The following is a 16,057-nucleotide window of genomic DNA, read 5'->3' as shown; positions in this document are numbered from 1 at the left end:
GCGTTTCGCCGGTCGTGGGAGAGGTTATGCAAGGCAAGTCGGTTTCTGAGCACATGTTGCCGTTGAATGAGCTGCTGACGGTGGTGTTGATTTCCCACAACCGTCCGGCTTTTTTGCGCAGGGCAATGAAGTATTACGGCGACTTGCCTTGCAAGGTGCTGGTGCTCGATTCCGCCACCGAGCATTTCCAGGGCGAGCTCCCCGACGTCGAATACCGCCATGTGCCGCAGTTTGCCTACAGTGGCTTCCAGGCCAAGATCGCCTATGGCGTGGAACAAGTGACCACGCCGTACATGGTGCTGGCCGCCGACGATGACTTCATCGTGCATGAGGCGCTGGCCGAGTCGGTGGACTTCCTTGAAGCCAACGGCGATTACGGCATGTGCCACGGCTATTGCCTGATGTACCTGACCCTCGCCGGCAGCGTGAGCTACTACCGGCGCGACAAGAAGGTGTGCGAGGACTACTCGTCCGAGCGCCCGCAGGATCGCGTGGTCGAATACATGCGTCAGTACCTGCCGCCGTTCTACGCGGTGACCCGCACCTCGCTGATGAAATCCTGGTACGCGCTGTTGCCGCCGGGCACCAGTTTCCAGTGGCAGGAAATCGGCCACGTTTACTACATGCTGGCCTGCGCCAAGGCGCGGATCCTGCCCACCGCTTACGTAGTGCGTGAGATCAACTACGGCAACTCCGAACACAACACCGAGGTGTATCACTCGCTGACCTACACCGACAGCAAGTCGGTGGCCGAGCGTGAGGCCTTCGTCGATTTCCTGGTCTCGTTGCCCACCGGCATCAAGGACCTGGACCTGTCCCAGGGCAAGGCGTTCGTGCAGGACAGTTTCGATGCGATGATCGACAGCCTGCAAACCGGCCGGGCCCTGACGGCGGAGCTGATTTTCGGTTCCATCTGGAACAATGACCTGAAAGAGCCCAAGCGTCGTTTCGGGCCACAGCAGTACGTTGAGATGCCGTTCTATAACCAGGCCTTTTTCGATCAGTTGACCCGCTTCGAATTCCTGCTCCACACACTGCCGGCCGGTCGTCTGCAACTCGAAGAGCTGGAGGGGATATGGGCGCGCCAGGAACACTTGCTGGCCCCGCGCAATAACGACACGCCGGAAAGCGTGGTCGACCGCTTGTGGCAGGCCTACGACGCCAACGCGTTCAACCGTACGGTGAACAAGCGTCTGGCAGCGCAACTGGAATTGCTCGGCGAGGACGAAGACGCGCAATCAATGCGTGACTGGATCGAGCGCATTGAAGTGGTGTCGGCCGACGATCACCGCCCGACGTTCGACAAGATGCGTTCGGGTCGCCTGCTCAAGTGGCTGGCTCCCCGTCAGCCAGACGCCGAACAGGTCGAGTCGATTGCCCGGCACCTAGCGGCCAATGACGGTGGTCCGCAGTTCGGCATCTTCCTGCTGGACCTGGACAACAACGTCGACAAATTGCAGATCAGCCTCGACAGCTTGCTCGAAGGCCACAGCAAGGCCTTCAAGGTCGTGGTCTTCACCACCGGCGAAGCTCCGGCGGCGACTACCGCGCAAAACACCCTGCACTTTGTGCGGGTCACCCCGAGCAACTTCGTCGACAAGCTGAACCTGAGCGCCCATCAGTCACCGTGCGACTGGCTGCTGCTGGCCGAGGCCGGCGATGAGTTCACCGCTGGCGGCTTGTTGCGTGCCAGCCTGGAGCTGTCGGGCGCCGCCGACGTGCGCGCCGTGGCCACCGATGAAATCCAGCGGACCGACAATGGCGCGCTGGTGGATGTGTTCCGTCCGGGCTTCAACCTTGACCTGCTGCAAAGCCTGCCGGCCCTGATGGCGCGGCACTGGCTGATCCGTCGAGACGTATTGATCGAAGTCGGTGGCTACCAGGCCGATTTCAGCAAGGCCCTGGAATTTGACCTGTTGCTGCGCATCATCGAGGAGGGTGGACTGAACGGTTTGGCTCACCTCGACGAGCCACTGCTGATCGCCCAGGCGCCGGTGCTGGAAGAAAATGCCCACGAGCGCCTGGCACTGCTGCGTCACCTGGGCAACCGTGGCTACAAGGCCAAAATCACCTCGGCCACGCCGGGCACTTACCAGATCGACTACCGCCATACCGAACGCCCACTGGTGTCGGTGATCATCCCGGCCGGGGACGACCTGGCGCTGCTGCAACAATGCCTGCAAGGTGTGCTGCTGCGCACCCGCTACACCCGCTACGAAGTGCTGATCGCGGTCAACCCGAACCAGTCGGCCGAGGTCAACGATTGGCTTGGCGCATACCAGCATGCCAAGGTGCGCGTGCTGTGCGCTGATCGTCCATTGAGCGACGTCGCGCTGTACAACGCGGCAAGTCAGGAAGCGAAAGGTGAATATCTGGTGCTGCTGGCGGTCGACGGTGAAGTGGTCAACCCGAACTGGATCGAGTCGCTGCTCAACCATGCCCAGCGTCCTGAAGTGGGCGTCGTCGGTGCCAAACTGGTGGATCGCGACGGCAAGGTGACCCAGGCCGGTTTGATCCTGGGCATGAATGGCGGCGTCGGCTCGGCGTTTGTCGGCGAGCGCTATGACGCCAGCAGCAGCTATATGCAGCGATTGGTGCTGGAGCAGAACTATTCGGCGGTGTCCCAGGCCTGCCTGATGGTGCGCAAAGAACTGTTCGACGCTTTGGGCGGTCTGGACGACGCGACATTTGCCGAAGGCTTGAGCGATGTCGATCTGTGCCTCAAGGCCGGTCAGGCCGGTTACCTCACCGTGTGGACGCCGCTGGTCCAGGTTGTGCATTCGGGCGTTGTGCCACAGGGGCCGCAGGTTCTCGCCGCCCTGCGTGAAAAATGGACTGCAGCGTTCGACCAGGACCAGGCTTACAACGCCAACCTGGCACTGACCGGCAAGGGTTTTGCCCTGGGTGAAAGCGCGCCGATCAACTGGGCGCAACTACTCGCATAAACCTGGCTGACAGGCACAAGGAACTCTAGGCATGTTCAACGGTAAATCGATATTCATCTCCGGCGGCACCGGTTCGTTCGGGCGCAACTTCATCCGCCGCTTGCTGGAGCAATACCAGCCCAAGCGCGTGGTGGTGTTCTCCCGTGACGAGCTCAAGCAGTACGAGATGCAGCAGACGTTCAACGCCCCGTGCATGCGCTATTTCCTTGGGGATGTGCGCGACGCCGAGCGTTTGCGCCAGGCCATGCGCGGCATCGATTACGTGGTGCATGCCGCGGCCCTTAAGCAAGTGCCGGCCGCCGAGTACAACCCGACCGAATGCATTCGCACCAACGTCAACGGCGCGGAAAACATCATCGCCGCCGCCATCGACAATGGCGTCAAGCAAGTGGTCGCGCTGTCCACCGACAAGGCGGCCAGCCCGATCAACCTGTACGGCGCGACCAAGCTGCTGTCGGACAAACTGTTCGTGGCCGCCAACAACATCGCCGGCGAACAGCAGACCCGCTTTGCCGTGGTGCGCTACGGCAACGTGGCCGGCTCGCGCGGCTCGGTGGTGCCTTTCTTCAGCAAGCTGATCAACGAGGGTGCTACCGAACTGCCGATCACCGACGAGCGTATGACGCGCTTCTGGATCACCCTCGATCACGGCGTGCAATTCGTGCTCGACAGCTTTGCCCGGATGCACGGCGGTGAAGTGTTCGTGCCGAAGATTCCGTCGATTCGCATTGTCGATCTGGCGCGAGGCATGGCCGAACACTTGCCGCACAAACACGTGGGCATTCGTCCGGGGGAAAAACTCCATGAGCTGATGGTGCCGCTGGATGATGCGCGCATGACCCTGGAATTCGCCGATCACTACACCATCCAGCCATCGATCCGTTTCACCAGCGTCGACGTGGATTTTGCCGTGGACAAATTGGGCGAGCAGGGCAAGCCGGTCAGCGAAGATTTCGAGTACCGCTCCGACACCAATCCGCATTACCTGTCGGTCGGCCAGATCGCCGATCTGCACGCGGAGTTGCCGGCATGATTCCCTACGGTCGGCAGAGTCTTGATCAGGCGGACATTGACGCGGTCGTCGCCGTGTTGCAATCCGACTGGCTGACCCAGGGGCCGACCATCGAGCGTTTCGAACAGGCCATGGCCGAGCGTTGCCAGGCGGATTTCGCGGTGGCGGTGTGTAACGCCACGGCGGCGTTGCACATTGCTTGCCTGGCCGCCGGCCTGGGGCCAGGTGATCGCTTGTGGACCACACCGAATACCTTTTTGGCCTCGGCCAATTGCGGTCTGTACTGCTGCGCCGAGGTGGATCTCGTCGATATCGACCCGCTGACCTGGAACCTCGATGCCTATGCCCTGAAGGCCAAACTCGAAGCGGCGCAGGACAACGGCACGCTGCCCAAGGTGCTGGTGGCGGTGGCGTTCTCCGGGCAGAGCTGCGATATGCGCGTGCTCGCCGAGCTGGCCGAGCGTTATGGCTTCACGATCATTGAGGACGCCTCTCACGCGGTCGGCGCCTCCTATGCCGGGCGACCGGTGGGCTGCGGTGAATTCGCGGCGATGACGGTATTCAGTTTTCATCCGGTGAAGATCATTACCAGCGCCGAAGGTGGCATGGTGCTGACCAATCGCCGGGACCTGGCCGAGCGCCTGCAACGCCTGCGCAGCCACGGCATGACCCGTGACCCCGCACAGATGACCCAACCCAGCCACGGCCCCTGGTACTACGAGCAAGTGGAGCTGGGCTTCAACTACCGCATCACCGACCTGCAAGCGGCCCTCGGGTTGTCGCAACTGGGCAAACTGGATGAGTTCATCGCGCGTCGGCGTGAACTGGCGGCGCGGTATGACCGCTTGCTGGCGTATTTGCCACTGACCTTGCCCAGCCCTCAGCCCGAGGCCGAGTCGGCGTGGCATCTGTACGTGGTGCGCTTGCAGCTGGATCGCATCAGCCTTAGCCATCGCCAGGTGTTCGAAGGGTTGCGAGCGGCCGGTGTCGGGGTGAACTTGCACTACATTCCGGTGCATTTGCAGCCGTACTACCGTGACTTGGGTTTTGCCGAAGGGGACTTCCCGCAGGCCGAGCGTTACTACGCCGAAGCCATCAGCCTGCCGCTGTTTCCGTTGCTCAGTGATGAACAGCAGGATTATGTGGTCGAGCAATTGCGACGACTGACTGAATAAACGCCGCAGACCCCAATGTGGGAGCGGGCTTGTGTGGCGAGGGGGCTTGCCCCCGTTCGGCTGCGAAGCAGTCGTAAAATCATTACACGCGGTGAATCTCATATATCGCGTTTGCAGGTTTTGGGGCCGCTTCGCGACCCAACGGGGGCAAGCCCCCTCGCCACACAAGCCCGCTCCCACAGGGTGCAGCGTTTTAAATGAGAGTGTGCAATGCGTGAATTGAGTGAGCAGGAAAAATTCTGGCAAGGCGACTTCGGCAATCAATACGTCGATCGCAATGTCGGCCAACCGTTGGTGGCCGCCAACCTGGCGTTGTTTGCCAAGGCGTTGACCCGTGCCGGGCGGATTGAAAGCCTGGTGGAGCTGGGCACTAATGCCGGCAATAATTTGCAGGCGTTGCATCAGTTATTGCCACAGTGCGAGCTGTTCGGTGTGGAGATCAATGCCAGCGCCCATGCCCAAGCCCAGGCACTGGGGATCGCGCAGATCTGGCACGGCTCGCTGTTCGATTTTCCCCGGGAGCGCCGCTTTGACCTGACTTTGAGCAAAGGCGTGCTGATCCACTTGGCGCCGGAGTTGCTCTCGGCGGCCTATGCGCAGCTGTATGAATTGAGCCAGCGTTACATCCTGATTGCCGAGTACTACAACCCAGCGCCGGTCGAGGTCTCGTATCGCGGCAACAGCGGCAAGTTGTTCAAGCGTGATTTTGCCGGTGAGATGCTCGATCGGTATGCTGACCTGCAACTGGTGGATTACGGTTTCGGTTACCACCGCGATCCGCAATTCCCGGTGGATGACATCACCTGGTTTCTCCTGGAAAAACGCCCTTGAACAACGTCGCAATCATCCCGGCCCGCGGTGGCAGCAAACGCATACCGCGCAAGAACCTCAAGCCGTTCGACGGCGTGCCGATGATTGCCCGTTCGATTAAAACCGCCCTCGATTCGGGGTTGTTCGCACAAGTGGTGGTCAGCACCGATGACGAAGAAATCGCTGACCTTGCCCGGGCTTGCGGTGCGCAAGTGCCGTTCATGCGGCCGGTGGCATTGGCCGATGATTTCACCGGCACGGCGGCGGTGATTGTTCATGCGCTGCAAGCGATGTCGGATCAGGACGTTGATTTCGCCTGTTGTCTCTATGCCACGGCGCCGCTGCTGCAAACCCGGTTTCTGCAACAGGGGTTGAACCTGTTGGAACAGCATCCGGACAAATCCTTCGCGTTCTCGGTCTGCGATTTCGGCTTTCCGGTGCAGCGTGCCCTGACCCTGGATGATCAAGGCGCGTTGACCGCGTTGTACCCACAGTTTCGCGAGACACGCTCCCAGGACCTGCCGCCGGCCTATCAGGACGCCGGGCAGTTCTACTGGGGCCGCAGCGATGCCTGGTTGCGCGGCGAGGTGCTGTATTCACCGCAAAGCCTGCCGGTGATCCTGCCGCGCTACCTGGTGCAGGACATCGATACACTCGAAGACTGGAAACGCGCCGAATACCTCTACGCCGCGTTGAAGGCCGGTGGTGAATTGCAATGAGGATGCTGATTCGTTCCGACGCCTCGCCGACCATCGGCAGCGGCCACATCGCCCGTTTGCTACCCCTGGCCCGGACCTTGCGCAAGCAGGGCGTACATGTCGCGTTTGCCTGTCGCGAGTTGCCGGGCCATCGGCTTGCCAGTCTCGCCGCCGAAGGCTTTGAAACCTTCGCGCTACCTGACCGCTATCCCGACGAAGACCCGCAACAGGCCATCGAATCGATGCTGCCGTGGCAGGCGGACATTGCCGCGCTGGATGTGTTGCTGAAAAACCAGGCGTCCTTCGACTGGGTCATCGTCGACCACTACGGCCTCGATCATCACTGGCAGAGCGCAGCCCGGCGCTGGGCGCCTCGGATCGCGGCAGTGGATGATCTGGCGACACGCACCTACTGCGTCGATCTGCTGCTCAACCAGAATCTGTCGGGCACGGCCCAAGCCTATGTCGGACTGATCGGGGCCGATTGCCGGACCTTGTTCGGGCCGCGTTTCGCCATGCTGCGCGATGAATTCCGCTGCCCGGCCATTGCCATCAAGCCCCAGGCCAGACGCGTGCTTGTGAACTTCGGCGGCTTCGATGCGGCGATGCAGACCCACCATGCGATGCAGGCACTGGCGGATTTTCATGAGCTGGAAGTCGACTTCGTTGCCGGTGCCGACAACCCGGCCTGGGAGGCGATGCAAGCCCTGGCGGCCCATCGGCCGAATTGGCGTTTGCACAGTTTTGTCAGCGACTTTTATCGCTTGATGACCGAGGCCGACCTGTTTGTCGGCGCCGGTGGCGGCACCAGTTGGGAGCGGGCGGCGATGGGGCTGCCGACGATTTGCATTGCCGTGTCGAACAATCAACAGGCCAACGGCGAGGTCATGGCCACTTCCGGTGCCCATGTGTATCTCGGGGCGCGTGAGCAGGTCAGTGTCGAGCAACTGCGCCAGGCCATCGGTTTTGTCGCCGCTAATCAGGGCTTGCGCCAGAGTCTGGCCGAGCGTTCCCGTCGGTTGGTCGATGGCCGTGGTGCACAGCGGGTGGCGGCGGCGCTGGTCGGGGCGGTGTTGCCCGTGCGCGAGGCGACGCTCGACGATGCGCCCTTGTTGTTCGACGGGCGCAATGCCGAGGTCGTGCGACGTGGGTCGCTGGACAGTCGTGTTATCGATTGGCCGTCGCATCAGGCCTGGCTGGCGGCGAGTCTGGACAACGAGCAGCGCTTGCTGTTGATCGCCGAGGCAGGGGATGGTCCGGTCGGAGCGCTGCGCTACGACCTGCACGGGTTGAGCGCCGAAGTCTCGATTTATTTGTTCGAAGGCCACTTCGGGCTGGGTTGGGGCAGGGCGCTGCTGGAGCGTGGCGAAACATTCGTCCGCGCCCGTTGGCCACAGTTGCAAAGCATCACCGCGCAAGTATTGCCCGCCAACCAGCCGTCGCTGAGTCTGTTTCGCGAAGCCGGTTTCACCCAGAGTGCTTGCGCGTTCACCCGCGCTTTAAAGGATCACCGCAATGTCTAGCTTCAAGATTGGCGACCGCTTGATCGGTGCCGATGCGCCGCCGTTCATCATTGCCGAGATGAGCGGCAACCATAACCAGTCCCTGGACGTGGCGCTGCAAATCGTCGAGGCCGCCGCCAAGGCCGGCGCCCACGCGTTGAAGCTGCAAACCTATACCGCCGAAACCATGACCCTGGATATCGACGAAGGCGAGTTCTTCATCAAGGACCCGAACAGTCTGTGGACCGGCACGTCGTTGTACGCGTTGTACGAGAAAGCCCATACGCCCTGGGAATGGCACGCACCGATTTTCGCCCGGGCCAAAGAGCTGGGCATGCTCGCCTTTTCGACGCCGTTTGATGACACCGCCGTGGACTTCCTCGAAAGCCTCGACGTGCCGGCCTACAAGATCGCCAGTTTCGAAAACACTGACCTGCCGCTGATTCGTCGGGTCGCCGCCACCGGCAAACCGCTGATCATCTCCACCGGCATGGCCAGCATCGCCGAGCTCGACGAAACCGTGCGGGCCGCCCGCGAGGCCGGTTGCAAGGACCTGGTGCTGCTCAAGTGCACCAGCACCTACCCGGCGACCCCGGCCAACAGCAATGTGCGAACGATTCCACATCTGCGCGAGTTGTTTGGTTGTGAAGTCGGTTTGTCGGATCACTCCATGGGCGTCGGCGTTTCTGTCGCGGCGGTGGCGCTCGGGGCGACGGTGGTGGAAAAGCACTTCACCCTCGACCGTGCCGCCGGCGGGGTGGACGCCAGTTTCTCCCTGGAACCGGCGGAACTGGCCAGCCTGGTGATCGAAACCGAGCGTGCCTGGCAAGCCATGGGCCAGGTGCATTACGGCGTGACCGAGGCCGAGCGCAAGTCGCTGGTGTACCGGCGCTCGCTGTACGTCACCCAGGACATGGCCGCCGGTGAACCCTTCACCACCGCCAATCTGCGAGCCATTCGCCCGGGCCTGGGGCTGGCGCCCAAACACGCTGAAAGCCTTCTGGGCCGCCGCGCTCGCCAGGCGATCAAGCGCGGAACCGCGCTGGACTGGTCCTTGGTCGAATAACCCTTGTCGGGTTGATTCGGCAAAATAGCGTGACCTGTGAGTCATAACGCGCATCTTCACTGTATTGTATTGACCGGGGAGATGGCGCCTGGCCCTTGAACGGGTCCAGTGATAGCCCTTAACGCTTCCCGCTGCGGCCCTTGATGGGCGGCTGAAAATCTCTGTATGTCGGCGCCCCTCGAATCCTTGCGAGCGGTGGTATTGGGCTGTTTATTATTGGGAAGCCGTAATGATTGGCATAAAAAGCATTGCGAGCTACGTTCCTGTAGCCGGCGTGGACAATTACGCACAAGGTGCAAAATTCGAGAAGGATGAAGAATTCATCCTGGGCAAGATCGGTTCGGCCTTCCTGCCGCGCAAAGACGCTGAGCAAGAAACCTCGGACCTGTGTGTCGAAGCAGCCAACGCGCTGTTCGCCAACAACCCCGATTTGAAACGCGAAGCCGTCGACGTGCTGATCGTCGTCACCCAGAACGGTGACGAAGAAGGCCTGCCGCACACCGCCGCCATCGTCCAGGACAAACTGGGCCTGTCGACCAATGTGGCGGCGTTTGATATTTCCCTGGGCTGCTCGGGTTATGTCTACGGCATCTACGCGATCAAGGGCTTCATGGAAGCCACTGGCCTGAAAAACGGCCTGCTGATCACCGCCGATCCGTACTCCAAGATTGTCGACCCGGAAGACCGCAACACCACCATGCTGTTCGGCGATGCCGCCACGGCGACATGGATGGGCGAAGGCGCACCGTGGCAACTGGGCAAGGCCAAGTTCGGCACCGACGGTTCCGGCGCACCGCATTTGAAGGTCACCGACGGCGTGTTCTATATGAACGGTCGTCAGGTCTTCAACTTCGCGCTGCTCAAGGTTCCGGCGCATTTGCATGAGTTGCTCGATGAATCCGGCCTCAAGGCTGACGATATCGACGCCTTCTGCATTCACCAGGGCAGCGCGGCGATTGTCGATGCGGTGGCCCGGCGTTTCGAAGGCGAGCCGGAGAAATTCATCAAGGACATGGTCGAGACCGGTAATACCGTGTCGTCGAGCATTCCGTTGCTGCTGGAAAAACACGTCCTGGACTCGAGCTGGAAGCGCGTGGCGCTGAGCGGTTTTGGTGTGGGGCTGTCGTGGGGTTCGGCGATCATCTACCGTCCGTGAGCCACAACCTGATATAAAAATAGCGTTCAAGGTTAACCCTTGAACGCTATTTTTTTGCTTGTAGGAAAAGCGAGGCCGCATGAGCGAATGCTTTGACGATAATGCCCGGGTGATCGAACGGCGCTGGCCGAACCTGTTTGCGCGGTTGATGCTCGAAGACACCACGGCGATCCCGGCCGAGTTGGCCGAAGGGCAGGGGTCGACGCTGAGTATCGGCGGTATTCAACTCACCAGTCGGCATGACCGTGTGCATGAAGCTCGGGTGCAGGCGGCCAGCCTGCCGACGGACAAGGCGCGGTTACATGTCTATGGCACCGGCCTGGGGGATTTGCCCGCCGTGCTGCTTGAGCGCGACAACCTTGAGCGGCTGTATGTGCACATTCTCAACGGCGCTCTGTTCGCCTTGGTCCTGCAACTGCTCGACCAGCGGCAATGGCTCGACGACCCCCGCGTGGAGTTGCTGTACGCCGGTGATCAAGCGGATATCTACACGCCGTTCTTTGCGCTGCCCTCCGAGATGGTACTGGCGGACGACTTCAACGCGAAAATTCGCGATCGGCTGGTCAGTGAAGTGCACCTGAGCTTCAACAACCGTGATTTCGATCCGCAGTCCCCGTTCATTCTCCAGCGTTTGAAGGACAGCCTTGAAGTGTTGCTTGCCGACGATGATGTTGCGCAACTGTTCGGTACGTGCGCGGGCCGGGAGATCTATGTGATCGGCACCGGGCCCAGCCTGGAGAGCCATTTCCAGCAATTGGCGGCGATACGCGAACAGGCACAGCGACCGCTGTTCATTTGCGTCGACACCGCGTATAGACCGCTGCGAGAGCACGGGATCAAGCCCGACCTGGTGGTGACCATTGATCAGCGCATCACCTTCCGGCATTTGCCCTTTGAGGAGTCCGATGGCATCCCGCTGGTGTACCTGCCCATGAGCGATCCGCAGGTATTGAAGGCCTGGAAGGGCAAACGTTATGGCGGCTACTCGGCCAGCCCGATCTACGCCACGCTGCGTCAACAACATGCCAGGGCGCAACTGTACGTGGGCGGCAGCGTGATTCATCCGGCCGTGGACCTGGCCGTGAAGATGGGCGCCGAGCGCATTACGTTGTTTGGCGCCGACTTTGCCTTCCCGATGAACAAGACCCATGCCGGCTGGGGCGATGGCGATCTGGGGCCAGGGGTGAATCTGGCCCGGCACTGGGTGCGCGACGGGCATGGCGAGCGGGTCAGGACGCAGCTGAATTTCCGTAGTTACCTGTGTGAGCTGGAGCGCTACATCGCCGGACACCCCGAGGTGCGCTTCTATAACAGCAGTCGTGCCGGCGCGCTGATCGCCGGCACGCAGTTCAACCGGGAGTTCGTGCAGTGAGTGCGCTATCGCAATGTGTCGACGACTGTCGGCAGTGTGCAGGGTTGTTTCGTCTGGGCCGGGATGTCGAAGCGGCGCTGAGCATGGTCGATGTCTTCGATGAGGCACAGCGCTTGTTGTCGACGGCACCCCGGGACATTCAGCTGGAATGGACGCAGGTACTCACACAAATGCTCGCGTGCCAGGAGCGCCAGGATTGGTTAGGACTGGCCGACTTCATGGAATACGAACTGGTCGATTTGCTGGAAAGCGTCCAGCTTTGAAAGTCGACCAACGGCTCTGGTTGGGATGTTTGGGTATCGGACGGTTTTATGGCGTCATTTTTCGGGTGGAGGGAGGCCGCTAAGCCTTTGTTTTCTAGGGGGTGGCAGTGTGATGGCAATATTTTTTAAAAAAGCCCTCAAGCAACCTGCATTCCCGACGATAACTATTACGAAGGTTCTCTAGGCCATACCCGGCGGTTGCCAGGGCCGGAAGCCGCAGTACCCAACCAACGAGGATTTCGTCATGGCTTTAACAGTAAACACCAACACCACGTCGTTGAACGTTCAGAAAAACCTGAACCGCGCTTCCGACGCTCTGTCGACTTCGATGTCTCGTCTGTCTTCCGGCCTGAAAATCAACAGCGCTAAAGACGACGCTGCCGGCCTGCAGATCTCCAACCGTATGTCCTCCCAGATCCGTGGCCAGAACGTAGCGGTAAAAAACGCCAACGACGGTATCTCGATGGCTCAGACCGCTGAAGGCGCTCTGCAAGAATCGACCAACATTCTGCAACGTATGCGTGAACTGGCTGTACAAGCACGTAACGGCACCAACGGCACTGCTGACCAGACCGCAACCAACGCTGAATTCGCTCAGATGTCTGACGAACTGACTCGTATCGCGGCTTCGACCAACCTGAACGGCAAGCAACTGCTGGACGGTTCGGCTGGCACCATGACCCTGCAGGTTGGTTCCAACACTGGTACTGCCAACCACATCGACCTGACCCTGAGCTCCAAGTTCGACGCCGTCAGCCTGTCGGTTGGTAGCGGTACTGTTGCTCTGACTGGTACTACCGCTGTTTCGGGTGCTGGCTCCGCTGCAACCAACATCGACAACGCGATCACCGCGATCGACGCTGCAATCGCTGCCATCGGTGCAACCCGTGCAAACCTGGGTGCTTCGCAAAACCGTCTGACCAGCACCATCTCCAACCTGCAAAACATCACTGAAAACGTTACTGCTGCTCAAGGTCGCGTACAAGATACCGACTTCGCCGCAGAAACCGCTAACCTGACCAAACAGCAAACTCTGCAACAAGCTTCCACCGCTGTTCTGGCCCAGGCTAACCAGCTGCCATCCGCTGTACTGAAACTGCTTCAGTAATTTCGGATTGAGTTTTGGCGGGGGAGTGCGCTTGCGTGCTCTCTCGCTTTTTCCGTTTAAGAGGTGATGGTCATGGACATGAGCGTGAAGCTGAACTTGTCTTACCCGGCCCCGAAACCGGCGGTCAGCACTACCGATAAGCCGGCGGATGCGCCTCGCGCCGAAATTCCCCAGGCTGTCGCTGCAACTGCAAAAAGCTCGAATTCAGACAATTCGGACACTTCGGACAACTCGGATAAGTTGAAAATGGCCGTTCAGGAGATCGAAAAGTTTGTTCAGTCGGTCAAGCGTAACCTGGAGTTTTCCATCGACGAAACGTCCGGCAAGGTCATCGTCAAGGTGATTGCCAGCGAATCCGGTGAAGTGATTCGACAGATTCCCTCAGCCGAAGCCATGAAACTGGCTGAAAGCCTGCACAACGCCAGTAATGTTTTGTTCGATGCCAAGGCCTGACACTGGCATGAAACGTGTTTGTACGATCATTGTCCGCGCATAGTGGTCAAAAGACCGGCGACACTCAGATAGGGAGATGCACATGGCAAGTCCAATTCTACCGGGTTCGGGTCTAGGGTCCGGTCTCGACATCGGTGCGATCGTGACCGCGCTGGTCAACTCCGACAAATCGGCCAAGCAGACGCTGATCACCAATCAGACGACGATCAACACGGCCAAGATTTCCGCTACGGGTTCGTTGAAGTCGGCGCTGGCAGCGTTCCAGACCGCGATGACCAACCTGGGCAAAAAAGACGCGCCTGCGTTTTCCGGTTTTACCGCGACGTCGAGCACCCCGACGACGCTGACCGTCACCTCGGATAACACCGCGGTAAACGGTACTTACAACGTGACTGTCACTAACCTGGCAACCAGTTCGAAAGTGGCCAGCGCGGCATTTGCCGGCGGTGCCAGCAGTGCCATTCCGACTGGTACGTTGAAAATCAGTCAAAATGGTATTGATTACCCGGTGACCATTCCCAGCGGTGCGACCCTGCAGTCGACCCGTGACGCAATTAACACCTCGCTGCAAGGCAAGGGCATCAGCGCCAACATCATCACCGACGCCAACGGTTCGCGCCTGGTCATCGGCTCCACGGTGACGGGCGCAGGCTCGGACCTCAAGGTCAGCGGCATTGCCGGGCTGGAGATCGACGGTTCCACCAGTCTGGGTTCGACCCCGGCTGCGGGCGCGTCGGGCAACATCGGTGGCCTGGCCGAGGACGCAACTGTCGTCATCGATGGCCTGACCGTTACCAGCAAGAGCAACACGATCAGCGGCGCGGTCGGCGGCATCAACATGACCCTGGTGGCGGAAAGCCCAACGCCGGTCAAGGTGACTGTCGGCACCAACACCGATGGCCTGAAAACCTCGTTGCAAACGTTCGTCGATGCCTACAACACCGTGATCAACACCCTGACCACGCTGACCAAGCCAAGCCTTGATGACGAGGGCAACCCGACCATCGGCGCGGCCATGACCGGTGACTCTCTGCCACGTAACCTGATCACTGCCGTGCGCAATGAACTGGTGGCTCCAGGGGCTGGCGGGCAATTGTCGGTACTGTCGCAGTTGGGCATCCAGACCGATCAGAAGACCGGTACGCTGACCATCGATGCGACCAAGTACGCCAAGGCCATGGCCACACCGGGCATGAGCAATTCGGTACAGAACCTTTTCACTGGTACTGATACCAAGAATGGCCTGCTGGCGCGCATGTCGGCGGCGATCACGCCTTACTCCCAGACGGGTGGCATCCTCGATCAGCGCAACACCAGCCTGAGCAAGGTTCAGAAAGACCTGAGCTCCCAGCAGACCGCGCTCGACCTGCGAGTGACCAACCTGACGGCATCCCTGACCGCCAAGTACAACGCGATGGACCTGTTGGTCGGCCAGATGAAGGCCACCGCCAGCAACATCACGGGCTTCTTCGCGTCGTTGAACGCCCAGCAGTCCGCCAAGTAGTCATGGGCTGACGACAAAAACCCGGCTACGCTTTTCGGCGTGCGCCGGGTTTTTGTCTTGTGATCTAAAGTTTCTGGGTTTGCAGGCGATACACTGGTCATACGAGTCATTGAGTGGCAATGAGGTAGAAAATGAATCCGATGTTAGCCCTTCGGCAATATCAGAAGGTTGGGGCACAAGCCCAGACGTCCGAAGCCAGCCCGCACCGCCTGGTGCAGATGCTGATGGAAGGCGGCCTGGATCGCATTGCCCAGGCCAAAGGCGCCATGGAGCGCAAGGACATTCCTGGCAAGGGAACGTCAATCAGCAAGGCTATCGGGATCATCGGTGGCTTGCGAGAAGGTCTGGATCTTGAAAAAGCCGCCGATACCGTCGGTGAGCTCGATCGTCTCTACGCTTACATGATGAAGCGCCTCGCCGAGGCGAACATCAAGAGCGACCCGCGGATTCTCGATGAAGTCGCCGGTCTGCTGCGCACGGTAAAAGAAGGCTGGGATGCCATCGCCGCGCCTGGTCCGCAGTTTTAAGGAGATCACCATGAGTCTTGTATTGCAGCGAATCGAACAAACCCGTGAAGCGTTGGTCGGTGCATTGGCCGAGCGCAACTGGGAGGCTATCGGTCAGTTGGACCTGCATTGCCGTTCCTGCATGGAAGATGTCTTGAGTGAAGCTTCGCTGGACGAGGTGGCGTTGCGCGCCAATCTTGAGGAGTTGCTGGGGGTCTACAAGGAACTTCTTGAGGTGGCGATGGGGGAGAGACAGGCGATAGTCGACGAGATGTCTCAGATCCACCAAGCGCAAAACGCTGCAAAGGTTTACCATCTGTTTGGTTAATTAATCCCCGGTTAATCCAAACTAGTGCGCCATAAATTTGACTGTGCACGGTTTTTTGACTTAACTAGTGGCTGTATCCAGATTTCAGGCGTCTACAGGCATAACGTGTCTGCAAGCGTCTAGCTTGCCCCCTCATTTCGGGCATTGAGTTGACTAGGG

The 16,057-nt window shown here is 60.0% G+C and carries 15 protein-coding genes; all 15 read left to right on the top strand.

The window, feature by feature from the left end; genetic code table 11:
- The first annotated feature begins 26 nt into the window (after positions 1–26).
- On the top strand, positions 27–2,945 hold the full coding sequence (locus BK665_RS24805) for a glycosyltransferase family 2 protein (protein ID WP_123409204.1): 2,919 nt from the start codon (positions 27–29) through the stop codon (positions 2,943–2,945).
- 31 nt (positions 2,946–2,976) lie between these two features.
- Positions 2,977–3,978, top strand: a complete 1,002-nt coding sequence (gene pseB / locus BK665_RS24800) for a UDP-N-acetylglucosamine 4,6-dehydratase (inverting) (RefSeq protein WP_123409203.1) — start codon at positions 2,977–2,979, stop codon at positions 3,976–3,978.
- The gene (gene pseC, locus BK665_RS24795) at positions 3,975–5,132 is read left to right on the top strand and encodes a UDP-4-amino-4,6-dideoxy-N-acetyl-beta-L-altrosamine transaminase (RefSeq protein WP_123409202.1); all 1,158 of its coding nucleotides are present in this window, start codon (positions 3,975–3,977) and stop codon (positions 5,130–5,132) included. Before pseB ends, pseC begins: the two co-directional genes overlap by 4 nt.
- A 210-nt stretch (positions 5,133–5,342) precedes the next feature.
- Positions 5,343–5,963: a pseudaminic acid biosynthesis-associated methylase gene (locus BK665_RS24790; RefSeq protein ID WP_123409201.1), complete on the top strand. Its 621-nt coding sequence runs from the start codon at positions 5,343–5,345 to the stop codon at positions 5,961–5,963.
- Positions 5,960–6,661: a pseudaminic acid cytidylyltransferase gene (gene pseF, locus BK665_RS24785; RefSeq protein WP_123409200.1), complete on the top strand. Its 702-nt coding sequence runs from the start codon at positions 5,960–5,962 to the stop codon at positions 6,659–6,661. The genes BK665_RS24790 and pseF overlap by 4 nt, the downstream gene beginning before the upstream one ends.
- A complete protein-coding gene (gene pseG, locus BK665_RS24780) occupies positions 6,658–8,163 on the top strand; it encodes a UDP-2,4-diacetamido-2,4,6-trideoxy-beta-L-altropyranose hydrolase (protein WP_123409199.1) in 1,506 nt (501 codons plus the stop codon). The genes pseF and pseG overlap by 4 nt, the downstream gene beginning before the upstream one ends.
- Positions 8,156–9,208: a pseudaminic acid synthase gene (gene pseI / locus BK665_RS24775; protein WP_123409198.1), complete on the top strand. Its 1,053-nt coding sequence runs from the start codon at positions 8,156–8,158 to the stop codon at positions 9,206–9,208. Before pseG ends, pseI begins: the two co-directional genes overlap by 8 nt.
- 229 nt (positions 9,209–9,437) lie before the next feature.
- On the top strand, positions 9,438–10,364 hold the full coding sequence (locus BK665_RS24770; protein WP_123409197.1) for a ketoacyl-ACP synthase III: 927 nt from the start codon (positions 9,438–9,440) through the stop codon (positions 10,362–10,364).
- A gap of 79 nt (positions 10,365–10,443) precedes the next feature.
- Entirely contained in the window at positions 10,444–11,736 is a 1,293-nt protein-coding gene (locus tag BK665_RS24765; protein ID WP_123409196.1) for a motility associated factor glycosyltransferase family protein, read from the top strand.
- Complete coding sequence (locus BK665_RS24760; protein WP_123409195.1) at positions 11,733–11,999, top strand: hypothetical protein; 267 nt, start codon at positions 11,733–11,735, stop codon at positions 11,997–11,999. Before BK665_RS24765 ends, BK665_RS24760 begins: the two co-directional genes overlap by 4 nt.
- Positions 12,000–12,243: 244 nt before the next feature.
- A complete protein-coding gene (locus BK665_RS24755) occupies positions 12,244–13,107 on the top strand; it encodes a flagellin domain-containing protein (RefSeq protein WP_123409194.1) in 864 nt (287 codons plus the stop codon).
- Between the two features lie 72 nt (positions 13,108–13,179).
- Entirely contained in the window at positions 13,180–13,560 is a 381-nt protein-coding gene (locus tag BK665_RS24750; RefSeq protein ID WP_123409193.1) for a flagellar protein FlaG, read from the top strand.
- 82 nt (positions 13,561–13,642) lie between these two features.
- Positions 13,643–15,064 carry a flagellar filament capping protein FliD gene (gene fliD / locus BK665_RS24745; RefSeq protein WP_123409192.1) on the top strand — a complete coding sequence of 474 codons (1,422 nt, stop codon included), beginning with the start codon at positions 13,643–13,645 and terminating at the stop codon, positions 15,062–15,064.
- A 131-nt stretch (positions 15,065–15,195) separates the two neighbouring features.
- A complete protein-coding gene (fliS, locus tag BK665_RS24740) occupies positions 15,196–15,591 on the top strand; it encodes a flagellar export chaperone FliS (RefSeq protein WP_054049312.1) in 396 nt (131 codons plus the stop codon).
- 10 nt (positions 15,592–15,601) lie between these two features.
- Positions 15,602–15,898 (top strand): flagellar protein FliT, encoded by a 297-nt coding sequence (fliT, locus tag BK665_RS24735; RefSeq protein ID WP_123409191.1) that lies wholly within the window; start codon positions 15,602–15,604, stop codon positions 15,896–15,898.
- The last annotated feature ends 159 nt before the right edge of the window (positions 15,899–16,057 follow it).

The sequence above is a fragment of the Pseudomonas frederiksbergensis genome, from assembly GCF_003732665.1.
Taxonomy (GTDB): Bacteria; Pseudomonadota; Gammaproteobacteria; order Pseudomonadales; family Pseudomonadaceae; genus Aquipseudomonas; species Aquipseudomonas frederiksbergensis_G.
This window is presented reverse-complemented; position numbering and strand designations above follow the sequence as displayed.